Annotated in this window: 12 protein-coding genes; 10 read left to right on the top strand and 2 right to left on the bottom strand. The window is 70.3% G+C overall.

Annotated features, from left to right (window positions below):
* Nucleotides 1-461 precede the first annotated feature (461 nt).
* Nucleotides 462-914 (top strand): hypothetical protein, encoded by a 453-nt coding sequence (locus tag ACFY2Z_RS40800; RefSeq protein WP_390749056.1) that lies wholly within the window; start codon nt 462-464, stop codon nt 912-914.
* Between the two features lie 589 nt (nt 915-1,503).
* Nucleotides 1,504-1,704, top strand: a complete 201-nt coding sequence (locus ACFY2Z_RS40795; protein WP_390749055.1) for a hypothetical protein — start codon at nt 1,504-1,506, stop codon at nt 1,702-1,704.
* 249 nt (nt 1,705-1,953) lie between these two features.
* Here ACFY2Z_RS40795 and ACFY2Z_RS40790 read toward each other — a convergent pair whose 3' ends face one another.
* On the bottom strand, nt 1,954-2,718 hold the full coding sequence (locus ACFY2Z_RS40790) for a hypothetical protein (protein WP_390749054.1): 765 nt from the start codon (nt 2,716-2,718) through the stop codon (nt 1,954-1,956).
* 99 nt (nt 2,719-2,817) lie between these two features.
* The gene (locus tag ACFY2Z_RS40785; RefSeq protein ID WP_390749053.1) at nt 2,818-3,450 is read right to left on the bottom strand and encodes an RNA polymerase sigma factor; all 633 of its coding nucleotides are present in this window, start codon (nt 3,448-3,450) and stop codon (nt 2,818-2,820) included.
* A gap of 236 nt (nt 3,451-3,686) precedes the next feature.
* On the opposite strand from ACFY2Z_RS40785, the gene ACFY2Z_RS40780 reads away from it, so the two are divergent.
* The 8 genes from ACFY2Z_RS40780 to ACFY2Z_RS40745 all read left to right on the top strand — a co-directional run bounded on the left by ACFY2Z_RS40780 (nt 3,687) and on the right by ACFY2Z_RS40745 (nt 16,488).
* Nucleotides 3,687-4,184 (top strand): DUF1877 family protein, encoded by a 498-nt coding sequence (locus ACFY2Z_RS40780; protein WP_390749052.1) that lies wholly within the window; start codon nt 3,687-3,689, stop codon nt 4,182-4,184.
* Between the two features lie 171 nt (nt 4,185-4,355).
* Nucleotides 4,356-6,662, top strand: a complete 2,307-nt coding sequence (locus tag ACFY2Z_RS40775) for a transglycosylase domain-containing protein (RefSeq protein WP_390749051.1) — start codon at nt 4,356-4,358, stop codon at nt 6,660-6,662.
* 174 nt (nt 6,663-6,836) lie between these two features.
* Nucleotides 6,837-8,471, top strand: a complete 1,635-nt coding sequence (locus ACFY2Z_RS40770; protein ID WP_390749050.1) for a penicillin-binding transpeptidase domain-containing protein — start codon at nt 6,837-6,839, stop codon at nt 8,469-8,471.
* A 94-nt stretch (nt 8,472-8,565) separates the two neighbouring features.
* Nucleotides 8,566-10,239, top strand: a complete 1,674-nt coding sequence (locus ACFY2Z_RS40765; RefSeq protein ID WP_390749049.1) for a penicillin-binding transpeptidase domain-containing protein — start codon at nt 8,566-8,568, stop codon at nt 10,237-10,239.
* Between the two features lie 148 nt (nt 10,240-10,387).
* The gene (locus ACFY2Z_RS40760; RefSeq protein WP_390749048.1) at nt 10,388-10,891 is read left to right on the top strand and encodes a hypothetical protein; all 504 of its coding nucleotides are present in this window, start codon (nt 10,388-10,390) and stop codon (nt 10,889-10,891) included.
* A gap of 541 nt (nt 10,892-11,432) precedes the next feature.
* Nucleotides 11,433-12,374 carry an ABC transporter ATP-binding protein gene (locus ACFY2Z_RS40755; RefSeq protein WP_390749047.1) on the top strand — a complete coding sequence of 314 codons (942 nt, stop codon included), beginning with the start codon at nt 11,433-11,435 and terminating at the stop codon, nt 12,372-12,374.
* On the top strand, nt 12,371-13,729 hold the full coding sequence (locus ACFY2Z_RS40750; protein WP_390749046.1) for an ABC transporter permease: 1,359 nt from the start codon (nt 12,371-12,373) through the stop codon (nt 13,727-13,729). The genes ACFY2Z_RS40755 and ACFY2Z_RS40750 overlap by 4 nt, the downstream gene beginning before the upstream one ends.
* 5 nt (nt 13,730-13,734) lie before the next feature.
* On the top strand, nt 13,735-16,488 hold the full coding sequence (locus ACFY2Z_RS40745; RefSeq protein ID WP_390749045.1) for an alkaline phosphatase family protein: 2,754 nt from the start codon (nt 13,735-13,737) through the stop codon (nt 16,486-16,488).
* Nucleotides 16,489-16,620: the final 132 nt, after the last annotated feature.

The raw sequence follows: 16,620 nt of genomic DNA, 5'->3' as shown, positions 1-16,620 counted from the left end.
GACGTGCGGTATTGCGCGTTCGCCCGCATCACACGCCGGTGTACTGATCACCGGTCTGCCTGACCAGCGAGACTGAAGAAGCCCACGGCTCTGACCAGTTCGGAAGCCGTGGGCTTCTGTCATCGTTGGTCGGCGTCGGGCGACCTCGCACGGCCCAGAGACGGCTCAGCGTCGTCCTGGGCATCCGCTGATAGGTGGTTGCGTAGCGCGTGCCGGCATCGGCACCAAGGGGACGCTACGGGGTGGGGTCGGTTGCTGTGGTTGCTGTATCCGGCTGCTGTACAGCAGGATCCCGGTGGGTCACTCTCAAGACCCACGGCCACAGCAAGTGGCCGGCCCAGTTCTCCAGAGCGCCGGCTGCATTGTGTGAGGGGCGGGGATCGATGGAGCAATCGCAGGTCGCAGCTATATCGCCGGAGCGCGTCCGTTACCGGTTGACGCGCCTCCAATGCTTGCTGTCCATGCTGCCCGGCATCATCGTCGTGGCCTTCCAGGTCTTGCTCTGGTTGGACGGTGGACCGTCTGCGCCCGTGCTGGTCTCGGAACTGCTCGTGTGGGGTGTCCTGCCGATCGCCTCGCGGCTCTTCGGGGTCACTCTCACGCCGTCGGCGGCCATCGTGCATAACCTCGGCCGACGGACCATCCCGTGGTCGAGCGTCCAAGCAATCCAGATCGAGTCTCTCTTCGGAAGCCGGACCGTCGTGATCTACGAAGCGGGTGGCCGCCGTACCCGCCTGAGGGCGCCGATCAGCGCGTTCCTCAACCGGGATCGCAGCTTCGAGGAGAAGTTCCACACCATCGGTAGGTGGTGGCTGGATCACCGCGGCCCGGACTGGGCTCCTGTCCCGCCGCCGGGGGCACAGTGGGGTGGCCCACCGGTGTCCAACGAGAACCCTTACGCCCCTCCCGCGTAGTCAGCAACTGATCCACGCCCCTGCGGGCGGCACAGACTTGAAGATCTGGCCTCATCCTGATCAGGTCGCTCACAGGGGTCTGCCGACATCGACCAACCGCCCCCGTGGCCCCGGTCGATCGTTCACCGGGATCCGGCCTCGATCACAGTTGTTCGTGCTTGTTGGTGTCAGCCCGCGATGGCCACGCCGACAACCGCCACCGCCAAGCCAAGGAAGATCAATGGCCAGCGGTTGCGGGGCGAGTGGCTCCCGTACGCCTCACCCCTGAAGCGGATCTGAAGCGGGGTTGATGCCATAGGACTGCAAGGGCCTGCGGGGCGCGTCAGAAAGCGGGTGGGAGATCTGCCGTCGACCCACACACCGTGGAGCGGGCGTGGTTCCTGGCGTCCAGGAGGAGCGCGCACTGTACGAACGACTCCCGCGCCGGGATGATGCCGGCGGCGGCCGGACGGGCCCAGTTCGTCCTGGCCGTCGAGGTGGGTCACGCCATGCGGCATCTTGGCCGTGGCAAGCCGTGGTGATGTGAAGCAGAGTGTTTGCAGGGGAGTGAGGAAGAAGCCAGAGCGGGAGGGGGAACAGGAGGGCGATTGTGACAGTCCTCGCGATCTTTCTCTTCGTCATCGGGACGCTCCTGGTCCTCATCGGGGCCCTCTTGATCCTGATCGGGACGTTTCTCATCACCCTCGGGGCGACCTTGATCCTCACGGGGCTGGCCCTGATTGCCGTAGGCGTGTTCTTGCTGATCCGGAGACTCCTCGGACGTGGTCGAACGCGATCTCACTCCTGGTGAACCTGAGGGCGGCCCCCGACACAGCCACAACTGATCAACGGCGGCCGTGACCTGCGGCTACCCAAACGATCAATGCTGTGACCTGCCGCTGAGCCGTCGACAGTCGTCGTACTCGGGTGATCCGACAACGCGGCGAGGTGCCGTGCCCGGGGGCACCTCCCAGCCGCCAGGCTGGGGGAGTCGCGCGCCCGGCGGGAATTGTCCGACATCCCTAGCCGGGCGCACGCGGAACGGGGGCGCGGTGAAGGGTCACCTGTGCTTCCCGCTGCCCTTGCCGCTGCTCGCCCGGCCGTTTCCGGCCGCGTTGCCCGCTCCGTGACGGCCGTTCCCGTGCCGACCGGGGTTCGCGGCGGTCCCCGCCGGCCTGCCGGTCCTGCCCGGTGCGGCTGCCGTCCGGGCGAGCTGCTCGGCGCAGTACGCGGCGACCTTGTCCGTCCCGCCCGCAGCCGCCACGAGCCGCTGCCAGGCCGTCGCGTCGAGCGCCTTGCCGCGGTTCTTGACATGTTCGTAGGCCCGGCAGTGGGCCTCGGTGTCCTTGGCGGTGGCCGGTCCGTTCCGCGGCCCGAGGGCGCCGGAGGGCGACGGCGAGGTCGCGCCGCCCGGCCGGGCGGGGGCGACCGCAGACGGGCGCGCGGTCTCCCGGCCGGTCTCGGCGCGGTCCCGGGACGGGCCCGCCGAGCCGACGACCGCGACCGCGACACCGCCGAGGGCGAGGCTCGCGAACACCACGCCGAACGTCGTCCTCACCGGGCGCCCGGCACTCCGCTCGGCGCGTGGCCGCCAGTCGTCCCGGCGCCGGGTGCGCGCCCGGAGCGCGCCTGCGCCGCGGGCGGCCCGGAAGGCGGCCACCGCCCGCCGCTCGGCCTCGGGGTCGAGTTCGCCTTCGCGTACGACCGTGGCCAGCGCTGTCTCCAGCGCGGAGTCGCCCCGCGCGTCCCACGGGCCGGACACGGCGCCGCCAGGGTGCGCAGGGCGACGGCCCGGGACTCCGTCGCCGCTCAGCCGTTCACCCATGTCCGCTTCCGTTCCTGTCCGATCCTGTCCGGCGTGTGCGATCCACTCGGCGTGGCACCCGGTGACGGTCCGCCTGTCCAGGGCCGCCGCCGTCGTCGTTCACTTCGACTCCCCCAGCGTCCGGGGAGCCTCGTCCGTCACACCCCCGCCCGTCTCGCTCGCGACGCCGAGTTGGCGGGCGAGACGTTTCAGTCCCCGGTGCGCGGCCGTGCGCACCGCTCCCGGGCGCTTGCGCAGGACGCGTGCGGCGGCGGGGCCGTCCAGGCCGACGACGACGCGCAGGAGCACGGCCTCGGCCTGGTCCTGCGGCAGCCCGCGGACCAGTTCCAGGGCCCGCTCGGTGGAGAGGGACTCCAGGGCCTGCTCATGGGTGCTGTGCGGGCCGGGCAGGTCCAGGACGTCCTGTTCGATCGCCCCCGGCCGGGGCCGGGCGCGCTGGCGGCGCAGATGGTCCAGTGCCCGGTGCCGGGCTATGGTCGCGGTCCAGCCGCGGAAGCCGGCCCCGTCCCCTTTGAACCGCCCCAGGTCGCGGGCTATCTCCAGCCAGGCGTCGGACGCCACGTCCTCCGCGTCGTCGCCGACGAATCCGCGCAGATAGCCGAGCAGGCCCGGTTGCACGATCCGGTAGGCGGTCGCGAAAGCGGCTTCGTCCCCGTCCTGGGCCCGCGCGACCGCCGCGCCCAATTCCCCGTCGTACGCCTGTACGTTCCGGGTCTGTCGTCCCTGGCCCAAGACTGTCCTCGTTCGCACCGGGTGCCGTCCGACGCGCTCCGGTCGCATCGACAGCCTCATGGTGACCAGCGTCGGTTCTCACAGATGTGTCACAACTCATCGGGCACCCTTCACGTCGCGCCGCCGCCCGTGCCGCGCGGCGGCCGGTGCCGAGGCGGACCGTCGGCAGGCCGGGCGCGGATCGGCGTCCGCCCCGGCGCAGTGATGCTTCGGCGCCCCCGTGCGCTCCTTCAGTGATGAGTACGCACTTCCATCTGCGAGCGGTGCCGCCGCCGGCACTGCGCAACAGCGTGACCTGGCTGGAACGACTGTTCAACGATGACTGGGAGGCCGTCCGGCACCGGGTGGACCGGCGCCGTGAGGAGGTACTGGACGAGCGTTACCTGGATCAGGAGCTTCTCTACGCCTGCGCGCCCCCGCAGCGCGGTGAGGACGGCCCCCGGTCCCAGGTGGTGCTCGGCGGCAGACCGGTGTTCCACCGCGACCGGCACAAGCCACCCTTCCTGGTGCTGACCGCCGCCCAGGCGCACCGGGTGGCCGGATTCCTGGAGACGACCGACTTCGACACACTGTGGACCTCCGCCCGCGAGAACGTGCTGCCGCGCTACGGCGGCATGCCCGCGGAGCCCGAGACCCGGGCAGCCTTCGCGGCGGCACACCGGGAGCTGACGGCCTTCTACGCGCAGACGGCCGAGGACGCGGAGGCGGTGGTGAAGTGGCGGCCGGCCTGCTGAGCCGCGCCGGCCTGCCCGCTCGTGGCACGAGCTCTGCCGTGCGACGCGGCGGGGCCGAGGTGTAACACTTTCGGCCGAGGCGGCTCTGTCCAAGCAGTGGAGGGACGTAAGCGCGCCGAGGTGGTCGGACCCATGGGCGTACGTGTACCGAGGGGACAGTGATCCGAGCCCATGAGCGGAAACCGACGCCGACCGCCGCAGCGCACCCTCGCCGGCAACCGCGCCACGGGTGACCGCGCCGGGGGCCGCCGGGCCTCCCGGCAGCAGGCCCCCGGACAGGGCACAGCACACCGCGCGCGAAGAGCGGCACCTCAGAAGAAACGTTGGATCGACTACCCGCGCCAGAACCGGACGGGCCTGCGCCGCTGGCTGCCGTCGTGGCGTCACGTGCTGTCGTTCCTCCTGCTCTTCCTCGGCGCCACGGCGGCGGCCGTCGGATATGCCTACGCCACGGTCACCATCCCCGACCCCAACCCCCGAACGCTGCTGCAGAACAACGTCTACTACTGGTCCGACGGCACCGTCCTGGCGGCCGACGGCAGCGTCAACCGGCAGAACGTCACCCTCCCGCAGGTGCCCGCGGACGTGCAGTGGGACTTCATCGCGGCGGAGAACTCGTCCTTCTACACCGACCCCGGCATCGACCCGCAGGGCATCGCCCGCGCCGTGTTCCACATGGCCGAGGGCGGCTCCGTGCAGTCCGGATCGACGATCACCCAGCAGTTCGTGAAGAACACCTACCTCGACCAGTCGCAGACGGTCTCGCGTAAGTTCAAGGAACTGCTGATCTCGTCCAAGATCGGCGCCAGCATGAGCAAGCAGCAGATCCTCCAGGGGTATCTGAACACCTGCTTCTTCGGCCGTCAGGCCAACGGCATCCAGGCCGCCGCCCGCATGTACTACGACCTCCCGGTGGAGAAGCTCGATGTGAGCCAGGGGGCCTTCCTGGCCGCGGCGGTCAACGAGCCGAGCCTCTTCCAGTACGCGGACTCCGACCCCAAGGCCCAGGCGCGGGCGAAGGCGCGCTGGTCGTGGGTGCTCGACCGGATGGTGACGACCGGCAAACTCACCCAGCAGCAGCGCGCCCGGTACACGGCCGCGGACTTCCCGACGCCCAGGAAATGGTCCGCCGGTTCGGGGTTCACCGGCCAGACCGGCTACCTGGTCCAACTGGCCAGGTCGTATGTGCAGGCGCACGACCCGGCCGTCACCGACGGCAGCCTGAGCCGGGGCGGCTACCAGATCCACACCACGTTCGACAGGAAGAAGACGGCGAAACTGGCCCAGGCCGTCGCGCAGGTGCGCAAGGAACGCCTCGACCCCGCCCACCGGCAGGTCGACCGGGACGTCCAGGCCGGAGCCGCCTCGGTGGACCCGAGGACCGGCAGGATCCTCGCCGTGTACGGCGGTCCCGGCTTCGACCGGGCTCACTACTCCGACAACGCCGACACCTCCGGCGTCCCCGTGGGGTCGACCTTCAAACCGGTGGTCCTCGCCTCCGCGCTCCAGCACGGAGCCGTCGTGCGACCCGGCAAGCCCGCACAGCCGATCACCCCGTCCAGCAAGTTCAACGGTGACGACGGCATCCAGATCAAGGACCAGCAGGGCAACTACGTCACCGACACCAAGGACCCCACCGGGCTCCTCCACCAGCACAACGACACCGACTACCGCTGGGGCTACATCGATCTGCGCAAGGCGATGGAGCAGTCGGTCAACACGCCGTATGTGCAGCTCGGCGAGGACGTCGGCTACGAGAACGTGGCGAACACGGCGAAAAGCCTCGGCCTGCGCTCCGGCAGCCTGGCCGGTCCCAGCGCCGGCTTCTACATCGGCACCTCGACCCCGAGCGCGATCCGCATGGCGGGCGTCTACGCGACCTTCGCGGCGAGCGGCATGCAGGCCACCCCCTACTCGGTGACCGCGGTGACCCACAACGGCTCGGCCCTGTCCGGCTTCACCGCCCCCGCCCCCGTACGGGCCCTGCCGGCGGCGATCGCCGACAACGTGACCGACGTGCTCCGGGGCGTCATCGCCCGGGGCACCGGCACCAAGGCCCAGGCCGTCGGCAGGACGGCAGCGGGCAAGACGGGCACCACCGACGACTACCGGTCGGCCTGGTTCATCGGCTACACCCCCCAACTCGCCACCTCGGTGGTCCTCTTCCGCGAGGACCCGAAACACCCCCAGCTGCAGTCCCTGGTGGGCGTCGGCGGCCTGCAGAAGGTGTTCGGCGGTGACATCCCCACCGAGATCTGGACCCAGTACATGCGCGACGCCCTCGCCGGTGTGCCCGACACCCCCTTCCCGGCGCCCGCGCCCCTCGGCCGCGGCACCGACGAACCCGGCGCCTCCCCCTCCGCGACCCCCCACAAGCCGGACCACAAGACCGACAGGAAGAAGAGGGACACCCACACCGCCCCCACCCGGACCCCCTGGCCGACCGGCCCCAAGTGCCACCACCACAGGTGCCGTTGACCGCACCCCCACCGGGGACCGCCCCGTAGGCCGGTCCCCGGTGTGCACGGATGTGAATGACCTCCCGGTGTAAGACACATCTCTGATCACCGTTAGGACAACAAACGAACACGTCGGTCACAGCAACCCCCTGCTTCGCTTACTGTGCGAGACCAACGGGGAAGGGGGCGCGCCATGCGCAGGGGGGCCAGGACCGCCATGGTCGGCGGGGTGTTCGTGGTGATGGTGGGGGGTGCCGGGTACGGGGCGTACGACGTGCTGTCGGCGCTCCACGAACCTTCGGGGGGCGGTACCGGCTCGGCCGCGGCCGTGAAGACCGGGCCGCCGTCCGCGGCGGAGGTCAAGGAGGCGAGCGCCGAGTTCCTCGCCGCCTGGGCGAAGGGCGACGCGTCCACCGCGGCCTCGTACACCAACGACGCGTCGGACGCGGAGCCGTTGCTGTCCGCGTACGGCGGCAGCGCGCACATCACCGGGGTGCACATCACGCCGGGGCCGAGCAGCGGGAAGACGGTGCCGTTCTCCGTCAAGGCGACGGTGTCGTACGGCGGACAGTCCAAGCCGCTCGCCTACGACAGCACGCTGACGATCGTGCGCGGGCTGACCACCGGGCGCCCGCTGGTCGACTGGCAGCCGTCCGTCGTGCACCCGGCCCTGGGGAAGGGCGACACGCTCGTCACCGGTGAGGCCAAGGTGCCGCCGATCGAGGCGGTGGACCGCGACGGCGCGGTGCTGACCGCGGACGAGTACCCGTCCCTCGGCCCGATCCTGGACGCGCTGCGCGCGAAGTACGGTGACAAGGCCGGCGGGAAGCCGGGCATCGAACTGTCCGTCGAGCGCGCCGACGCGAGCGCGCCCGGCAAGACCCTGGTGACCCTCGCCAAGGGCACGCCCGGCAAGCTGCACACCACCATCAGCGCCGCGGCGCAGGCGGCGGCCGAGGGGGCCGTGCAGGAGTTCCCGGAGTCGTCCGTGGTGGCGGTGAAGCCGAGCACGGGCGAGGTCCTGGCGGTCGCCAACCACCGCCAGGACCAGTTCAACGCGGCCTTCGAGGGGCGTCTCGCGCCCGGCTCCACGATGAAGATCATCACGTCGGCGATGCTCATCGACAACGGTGTCACCACGATGAACGGCCCGGCGCCCTGTCCGCCCTCGGCCACCTGGCAGAGCCAGACCTTCACCAACCTCCAGGGCCTGACGCCGAACGAGCACGCGACCCTCGCCGACAGCTTCATGCGCTCGTGCAACACCGCGTTCATCAAGCTGATCGACGAGAAACCCCTCACGGACTCCTCCCTGACGGCCGAGGCCGAGGAGCGGTTCGGACTCGGGCAGAACAACTGGAAGACGGGCATCGTCTCCTTCGACGGCAGCATCCCCGCCGTCACGGGCCCGGACCGCGCGGCGGGCGCCATCGGCCAGGGCCAGGTGCAGATGAGCCCGTTGAACATGGCGTCCGCCACAGCCACCGCGACCACGGGCACGTTCCGGCAGCCGTACCTGGTCTCCCCGAAGCTGGACGACCGTCAACTCGCCACCGCCAAGGGCCTGCCGTCCGGCACGGTGGCGCAACTCCGGGCGATGATGCGGCTGACGGCGACCCAGGGCACGGCCGCCCGTGCCATGTCCGGGCTCGGCGGGGACATCGGCGCGAAGACCGGGTCCGCCGAGGTCGACGGGCAGGCCAAGTCCAACAGCTGGTTCACCGGCTACCGTAACGACATGGCGGCCGCGGCCATGACCCAGCAGGGCGGACACGGCGGCGACGCGGCCGGTCCGATCGTCGCAGCTGTGCTACGAACCAGCCGCTGAGGTCACCCGTGTCGGTGCGGGACTCTAGTGTGGTTGTAGTCGTTGAGGAGCGTGAGAGCGCGGGGGACCAGGGGACTGCGGAGGATCGGAAGCAGTGGGCAACAGAAGACGCGTCGCCGAGCGCAACAGCAACAGCCGGCCGCTGGTGATCGGAGGGCTGATCGCCGCCGTCGGCGTGGTCGGTGCGGTCGGCGGCTACAGCCTGCTGAGCGGGGGCGCGGCGGCCGACGACGGCAAGGCGTCCGCCGCGCACCACAAGGCCGTGAAGACCGGCCCGCTGTCGGCCTCCGAGGTCCGCACGGCCGCGACGGCGTTCCTCACGGCCTGGCAGCACGGCGATGTCGCCGAGGCGGCGGCGGCCACGGACGACTCGGCCGCGGCGGCCCCGGTCCTGACGGGCTACGGCAAGGACGCGCACATCACCGGCGTGACGCTGACCCGCGGCACCCCGTCCGGGGCGTCGGTCCCCTTCTCCGTCAAGGCGACGGTGTCGTACCAGGGCAAGAGCAAGTCGTTGGCGTACGAGACGAAGCTCACGGTCGTGCGCCGCCCCGAGGACGGCGCGCCGCGGGTGCGCTGGCAGCCGTCGGTGGTGCATCCCGACCTGGCCGAGGGCGACCGCCTGGTGACGGGTGAGGCGGGCACGCCGCCCATCCGGGCGCTGGACCGCGACGGCGGCGAGCTGACGGAGGCCAAGTACCCCTCGCTGGGCACGGTGCTGGACGGCCTGCGCGAGAAGTACGGCCGGCAGGCCGGGGGAAAGGCGGGCATCGAGCTGCGCATCGTGCGCAAGGCGGCGACGAAGGGCACGCAGAAGACACCCGACAAGACGCTGCTGACGCTGAGCGAGGGCACCCCGGGCACCGTGCGGACCACGCTGAACCCGGCGCTCCAGGCGAAGGCGGAGCAGCAGGTGGCGCACAAGGACCAGGCGTCCGTCGTCGTCATGCGGCCCTCCACGGGCGAGATCCTGGCGGTGGCGAACTCGGGTCACGGCTTCAACGTGGCGTTCCAGGGCTCCCTAGCGCCGGGCTCCACGATGAAGATCGTGACGTCGACGCTGCTGTTCGAGAAGGGCCTGGCGAAGCCGGACAAGCCGCACCCCTGCCCCAAGTACGTGACGTACGGCGGCTGGAAGTTCCAGAACGACAACAAGTTCGAGATCAAGAACGGCACGTTCAAGGCGAGCTTCGCGGCGTCCTGCAACACGGCCTTCATCAGCCAGGCGACGAAACTGAAGGACGACGACCTCACCCAGGTCGCCCAGCGGATCTACGGCCTGGGCATGAACAACTGGGCGATCGGCGTCCCGACCTTCGACGGCGCCGTCCCGGTGCAGAGCCAGGCCCAGATGGCGGCGTCGCTGATCGGCCAGGGCGGTGTGCGGATGAACCCGCTGAACATGGCCTCGGTGGTCTCGACGGCGAAGACGGGCGTCTTCCACCAGCCGTATCTGGTCTCCCCGTCGGTGGACCACCGCACCACGGCGAAGGCCACGCGCACCATGTCGGCGTCCACGCAGGCCCAGTTGAAGGAGGTCCTGCAGTACACGGCCGCGGCGGGCACGGCCGCCAAGGCGATGGCGGGCCTCGGCCCGGACTACGGCGCGAAGACGGGGTCGGCGGAGGTCGACGGCCAGAAGAAGCCCAACGGCTGGTTCACCGCGTGGAAGGGCGACCTGGCCGCCGCGGGCGTGGTCCAGGCCGGCGGCCACGGCGGTGACACGGCGGGCCCGATCGTGGCGGCTCTGCTGCGGGCGGGCAGCTGACACACGCCGGCGACCGGGTGCGACGCCGCCGAATCCGGTCGCGGTTCCCCCCTACGCTCCCCTCCCGACCATGATCCTTGATGGGTTCATGTCGGGCGATCGGTTCAACATCGAGGTCAGTGCGCGCCGCGTTCCCCTGGGAGATTCCGTGAGCAGCAGCAAACCGGCGTGGTCCGAGCGCACGCTGCCGGCGTTCTTCCGGCGATGGCGCGCCGATTGGAAGGACGAGGAGCTCTCCCCCTACAACTACCTCGACTTCGAGGGCGGACTGCGTTTCGTCCTGGCCGCGGCCTGGCTGTTCTGCCCCGAGACGATCGAGTACCGCGGCTGCGCGTTCCTCAAGGAGCACTTCAGCCAGGACACTGTCGACGACTGGTTCACGAACCTGGGCGACGATCGGCAGCGCATCGAAGCCGTCACCAACCGCGTCGAGTTGTGGGCCACTTTCGGCAACACCCCCCTGACGGATGACGATCAGCTCGGGGAGGAGCTGCCCCAACTCGCGCTGGCTCTGGAGGAGTGCTGGCAGGGAGTGCTGTCCGCGCGCTACCCCGACCGGGAGATCACCGTCGCGGTGAGCGACGAGGAGGACGGCTCCCACGGGCCGACTGTGACCTTCTGGACGTCTCCGGCCGTCTCGGACTTCGGCTAGTACTACAGGTCACTTCTTCCTGCGAGCCGCACGGTCTGAGCACGTGAGCTCGCACCTGGGCGGCGTTGAACTGGGGCTCCGCCTCCCGACCCCTGCCAACCTCATGCTCCCCTGTCGGCGTGGGGGTTCGCAGCGCCGTCCAATCCGTCGTAGGTACAGGCGCGTCCTGTGAGCGCAGCCGCAGGGCCGGGTTCGCGTCCGCCGCCGCACTGGGAGGCGCCTCGATCATCGTCGGCGCGGTGACCGGGCGGTGTTCTTCAAGTTCGGCTTCCCCCGGATCGCGGCGGCGAGGCTGGTCGCCCTCGGGATCGGGCTGATGCTGCACGCCGGGCAGGCGACCGCGGGACATTTTCCGTCTGCTGCCGTTCCCGGTGGCGCCTCCCCTGATCCGACTGGCGTTGGCCTCCCGCCCGGCGTACGCCGCTCGCGCGCACGACTTGCCGACGGTTTGACGATTCGTTCCCCGCGCGTTCAACGAGGCGCCTGTGTCTGCGTTGTGTGCCGTCCCTAGGGTCCCTGCGGATTTCGAAAGAAGGGACTCATGGACGCACTCCTCGCAGTCCGGGCTCGCGGGATCACCAAGTGCTTCGGCGACGTCGTCGCGCTCGACGGCGTCGATCTCGATGTGGCCCGTGGTCAGATCCACGGCCTGGTCGGACCGAACGGCGCCGGCAAGACGACGCTGCTCGGCCTCTTGCTGGGCCTCGCCGTCGCCGACAGCGGCCGGCTCGAGATCCTGGGTACGCCGGTCGGGCGGGCGTTCGCCGCTCCCGACGGTGTCGCCGGCTTCGTGGACGGGCCCGGTCTCTACCCCTCGCTCACCGCCCGGCAGAACCTCGCCGCGCTGGCCGATCTCCGCGGCGACGACGCGCGGACGGCGGGCATCGACGACGTGCTCGACGAGGTCGGGCTCACCGATGTCGCCGACGACCGCGCCCGCGGCTTCTCCCTCGGCATGCGGCAGCGGCTCGGGCTCGCCGCCGCCCTGCTCACCAAGCCCCGGCTGCTCGTGCTCGACGAACCGTCCAACGGCCTCGACCCGGCTGGCAAGAGGCATGTCCACGGTGTCCTCACCCGGCTCGCGGCGGACGGCACCAGCGTCGTGCTCTCGAGTCACCGCATGGACGACCTCGAGGCGCTGTGCTCGGAGGTCACCATCCTCGCCACCGGACGGGTCGCGTTCTCCGGCCCGCTCACCAAGCTGGCCGCCGAGAACCGTGAACTCGACTACCGGGTGCGCACCTCCGACGTGCAGGCCGCGCGCCGGCTGGCTGCCGACACCGCCGGGATCCGCGTCGTCGAGGACGCCGGGTACCGGCACGACACCGAGGTGCTCGTCGTGCGCGCACTGGTGCCCGCCCTCGACGAACTGGTGGCGCGGCTCGTGCAGTCGGGCATCGCGGTCCGCGAGCTCGCACCCGTCGTGTCCCCGCTGGAGGCCGCGTTCCTCGCCCTCACCGAGAAGCAGGAGGCCGGCCGATGACCGCGACCATCGCCGAGGGCGGCGTTGCCGGTGCCCGCCGGGTGTCGGTTTCGCGCGGCTACCGCTTCGAGCTGGTCAAGCTGGTCTCGCAGTGGCGGATCCGTGTGCTGGTGCTCGCCTGCTGGATCGCGCCGGCGCTCTTCGTCGCCGGGGTGAGCCGGCAGAGCACGCTCCCCTCGGACACCCTCTTCGGTCGCTGGATGCACGCCACCGGCTGGGCCGGACCGCTGGTGATGCTCGGTTTCGCGGGCACCTGGGCGCTGCCGCTGCTGACCTCGATCGTCGCCGGTGACGTGTTCGCCTCCGAGGACCGGCTCGGCACATGGCGCCATCTGCTCGTGGCGGTCCGTTCGCCCCGGCGGATCTTTGTGGCGAAGGCGCTGGCCAGCCTCACCGTCATCCTGCTGCTCGTGGCTGGACTCGCCTGTTCCAGTGCGACCGGCGGGCTCGTGTCGGTCGGCGACCAGCCGCTGGTCGGCCTCGACGGTCACCTGCTGACGCCGGGGGACGCCGCGGGGAGGGTCCTGCTCGCCTGGGTCTGCGCCCTCGCCCCGACCCTGGCGCTCGCCGCTGTCGGACTGCTCGGGTCGGTCGCGCTGGGGCGGTCTCCCATGGGACTGCTGCTGCCCCCGCTGGTCGCGCTCACGATGCAGATCGCCCAGATGCTGCCGCTGCCGGTCGCGGTGCGTCTCGCCCTGCCCGGCTACGCCTTCATCTCCTGGAACGGTCTGTTCACCAGCCCGGCACAGCTCGGCCCGCTCCTGATCGGCATCACGGTCAGCCTGGTGTGGGCGGTGCTCGCGACGGCGCTGGCATATCTGCTCTTCCTCCGGCGCGACTTCACCAACCTGGCCTACGACGGCTCCGGGCGCCGGGCGGTCGCCGTCGGACTCCTGCCGCTCGTCGGACTGTTCGCCGCCACGGTCGCGGTGGTCGGTGTGGCGACCCCGTCGACGGGCTCCGGGATCGAGCAGGACAAGGTCCAGCGGTCGCTCGCCACTGCGTTCGCCCACCTGTACCGCATGCAGACCCAGCAGCTCCACCGTCCCGCCGTCACCGAGGCGCAGCTGCGGGTCACGGCGGCGTGCGACAAGGGCGACAGCCAGGTCGCCCCCGAGGGGGCGGGCAACGACTGGCGTTGCGTCGTCACCTGGCATCTCCCCGGCGTCGCGGCCGCGGGGACCGCCGTCTACCAGCTCGACATCGGTTCGGACGGGCGGTACGTGGCCGACGGCGACGGACCGAAGGAAGTCAACGGCTACTTCCTGGTGCGGACCCCCATCGGAGACGCGCCGAACCCGCTCTGGCAGTTCGACGGCAACGTCGAGCTGCTCGACTCCACCCTGAAGGGATGATTTCCATGCAGGTGACTCGCCAGCGCCGGATGACCGAGAAGGAGCAGGTCAGCCTGTTCGGCAGACGCGTCGGGCGCCGGACCGTGCTGGTGACGGCGGGCATCGCCGTCGCCCTCGCAGTGACGGGTACCGCCGTCGCCCAGACGCACCAGTTCGGCACCCAGCAGGTCGGCCAGGTCACTGCCGACGGACAGGTCGTCTCCGCCGACCAGTACATCGCCCCGTACGGCAGCCGCACCGTCATCGACGACGGCAAGATCATGTCGTCCTCGGTCAGTCCGGACGGCAGCCATCTCGCGGCCTCGATCACCGACGGCGACGCGGCGCTGGTCATCATGGACCTCAAGACCGGACAGGTGAAGCAGCGGGTCGGCACCAACGCCAAGGACGACCTGCGCATCAACAGCGGCTCCGTCGGCCAGGAGGGCCCGACGTACTCGCCCGACGGTTCGCAGCTGTGGCTCGGCCAGAGCGACGGCTACACCAAGTTCACCGTGAACGCGGACGGCACCCTCGCCAACCCGCAGGCAGTCTCGATCCCGGCCGACGGCTCCAAGCACGCGCTGGTGGGCGCGGCGGTGTTCTCGGCCGACGGCTCCACCGTGTACTCCGCGGTCAACGGCCAGAACCGGGTGGTCGCCATCGACGCGGCGACCGGGACCGTCAAGCAGAGCTGGGCCGTGGGCAACGCTCCCCGTGGCCTGGCCGTGGTCGGCGACAGGCTCTACGTCAGCAACGAGGGTGGGCGTCCGGCCAAGACCGGCGACACCACGATCAACTCCTACGGCACCCAGGTGCCGGCCAACCCGAAGACCGGAGCCACCACCACCGGCACGGTCAGCGTCATCGACCTGGCGGAACCGTCCGCCGCCGTGGGAAGCATCGAGGTCGGTCTGCACCCGACCGCGGTGTACGCGAAGAAGGGGGCGGTGTTCGTCACCAACACCGCCGACAACAACGTGTCGGTCATCGACAGCCGCAAGAACAAGGTCGTGCAGACCATCGCCACCCAGCCGTGGCCGGAGGCGTCGGTCGGCTACGAGCCCAACGCGGTGTCGCTCACCGACGACGGTCATCTGCTGGTGACGCTCGGCCGCGCCAACGCGGTCGCCGTCTACCGCTACACCTCCCCGCAGCAGCCGGCCAGTTACGTCGGCCTGCTCCCCACGGACTACTTCCCCTCGGAGATCGCCACCGTGGGCAAGAACGTGGTCGTCTCCAACACCCGTGGCGTGGACGCCCGCCGCCCCCACAGCGCCGGCCACGGCACCCACGACACGACGTCGAGTCTGACGCAGTTCACGCTGCCGGACGACCGGGTCATCAAGGCCCAGACGGCCAAGGTCTTCAAGCAGAACGGCTGGACCCGCGGCTCGGTCACGCAGGCCCGGGGCGAGAGCCACGCGAAGCCCGTACCGGTCCCGGCGCGGCTCGGCGACCCCTCGACGATCAAGCACGTCTTCCTGCTCGTCAAGGAGAACCGGACCTACGACCAGGTCTTCGGTGACATGCCGCAGGGCAACGGCGACGCGTCCCTGACGCAGTTCGGCGAGAACGTGACGCCGAACCAGCACGCGCTGGCCAGGCAGTTCGGGCTGTACGACAACTTCTACGACGTCGGCACGAACTCCGCCGAGGGCCACAACTGGCTGATGCAGGCCGACAACCCGGAGTACACCGAGTCCTCGGCCGGTGAGTACACGCGCAGCTACGACACCGAGGACGACGCTCTGGGCCACCAGAAGTCCGGGTTCATCTGGACCGGTGCGCAGGCGGCCGGGAAGTCCGTCAAGGACTACGGCGAGTTCCAGTCGTTCGAGAGCAAGCCGTCCGACGCGACCTGGCAGAACCTGTACTGCGACGCCAAGAACATGGACGCGACCGGGCAGAAGACCGCCTACCCCATACAGACGGGCTCGGCGATCCCCTCGCTCAACAAGGTGTCGGTGCCCGGCTTCCCGCTGTTCGACCTCAACGTCCCGGACGTCTACAAGTACCAGATCTGGAAGCAGGACTTCGAGAAGAACGGTCCGGCGAATCTGAACATGTTCTGGTTCTCCAACGACCACACCGGTGGCCCGGCGAACGCGGCCGCCGAGGTCGCGGACAACGACCTCGCGGTCGGCAGGATGGTGGACCGGATCACGCACAGCAAGTACTGGAAGGACTCGGCGATCTTCGTCGTCGAGGACGACTCCCAGGCCGGCCTCGACCACGTCGACGGCCACCGTGCCCCGATCCAGATCATCAGCCCCTGGGCCAAGCACGGCACCGTGGACAACCACTACTACTCGCAGATCACGATGATCCGCACCATCGAGCAGATCCTCGGGATCCACCCGATGAACCAGAAGGACAGCGCTGCCACCCCCATGTACGGGGCGTTCACCGGGCGCGCGAACAACACGCCGTTCACGGCGGTGCCCAACCGGACCTCGCTGACCCTCGGCGTGAACCCCCAGCCCTCCTGTGGTGCGGACACCCCGGCGCCGCAGAGCGCCAAGGCGGCGCCCGCGCCGACATCCGTGAAGGTGCCGGCGGCCCAGCAGAAGGTCGTTTCGCAGTGGAAGGCCTGGGAGTCGCACCAGCGGCTGACCGGACCGAACGCCGTGCCCGACTACGCGAACCCCGAGCAGATGAACCACTTCACGTGGTACCAGACGCACAACTGGACGGAGCCGTACCCCGGCGAGAACAGGATCTACGCGCCGAACGACGTGCCGGGCGCCTACATCCCGTCGTCGGAGTCCGACGGCTGACAGAGCCTCATCGCGTCAAGGAGGCCCCTGGCCGGCGTCGGTGCTTTCTAGGGGTCGTCGCAACACGTGGTCGTGTTGATCAGGCCGCGAGCAGTTTATGCAGGCGCTCGGCTGGGGTTTCCCAGCCGAGCG

The organism is Streptomyces sp. NPDC001222 (genome assembly GCF_042896945.1).
Classification (GTDB): Bacteria; Actinomycetota; Actinomycetes; order Streptomycetales; family Streptomycetaceae; genus Streptomyces; species Streptomyces gibsoniae.
Note: the sequence above shows the minus strand (reverse complement) of the source record. Positions and strands in the feature narration are given on the sequence as shown.

Coding starts and splice junctions, on each gene's coding strand:
- ACFY2Z_RS40800 (WP_390749056.1), top strand. CDS start 462: ATGCTGCCCGGCATCATCGTCGTGGCCTTCCAGGTCTTGCTCTGGTTG.
- ACFY2Z_RS40790 (WP_390749054.1), bottom strand. CDS start 2,718: ATGGGTGAACGGCTGAGCGGCGACGGAGTCCCGGGCCGTCGCCCTGCG.
- ACFY2Z_RS40780 (WP_390749052.1), top strand. CDS start 3,687: ATGAGTACGCACTTCCATCTGCGAGCGGTGCCGCCGCCGGCACTGCGC.
- ACFY2Z_RS40775 (WP_390749051.1), top strand. CDS start 4,356: ATGAGCGGAAACCGACGCCGACCGCCGCAGCGCACCCTCGCCGGCAAC.
- ACFY2Z_RS40770 (WP_390749050.1), top strand. CDS start 6,837: ATGCGCAGGGGGGCCAGGACCGCCATGGTCGGCGGGGTGTTCGTGGTG.
- ACFY2Z_RS40755 (WP_390749047.1), top strand. CDS start 11,433: ATGGACGCACTCCTCGCAGTCCGGGCTCGCGGGATCACCAAGTGCTTC.
- ACFY2Z_RS40750 (WP_390749046.1), top strand. CDS start 12,371: ATGACCGCGACCATCGCCGAGGGCGGCGTTGCCGGTGCCCGCCGGGTG.
- ACFY2Z_RS40745 (WP_390749045.1), top strand. CDS start 13,735: ATGCAGGTGACTCGCCAGCGCCGGATGACCGAGAAGGAGCAGGTCAGC.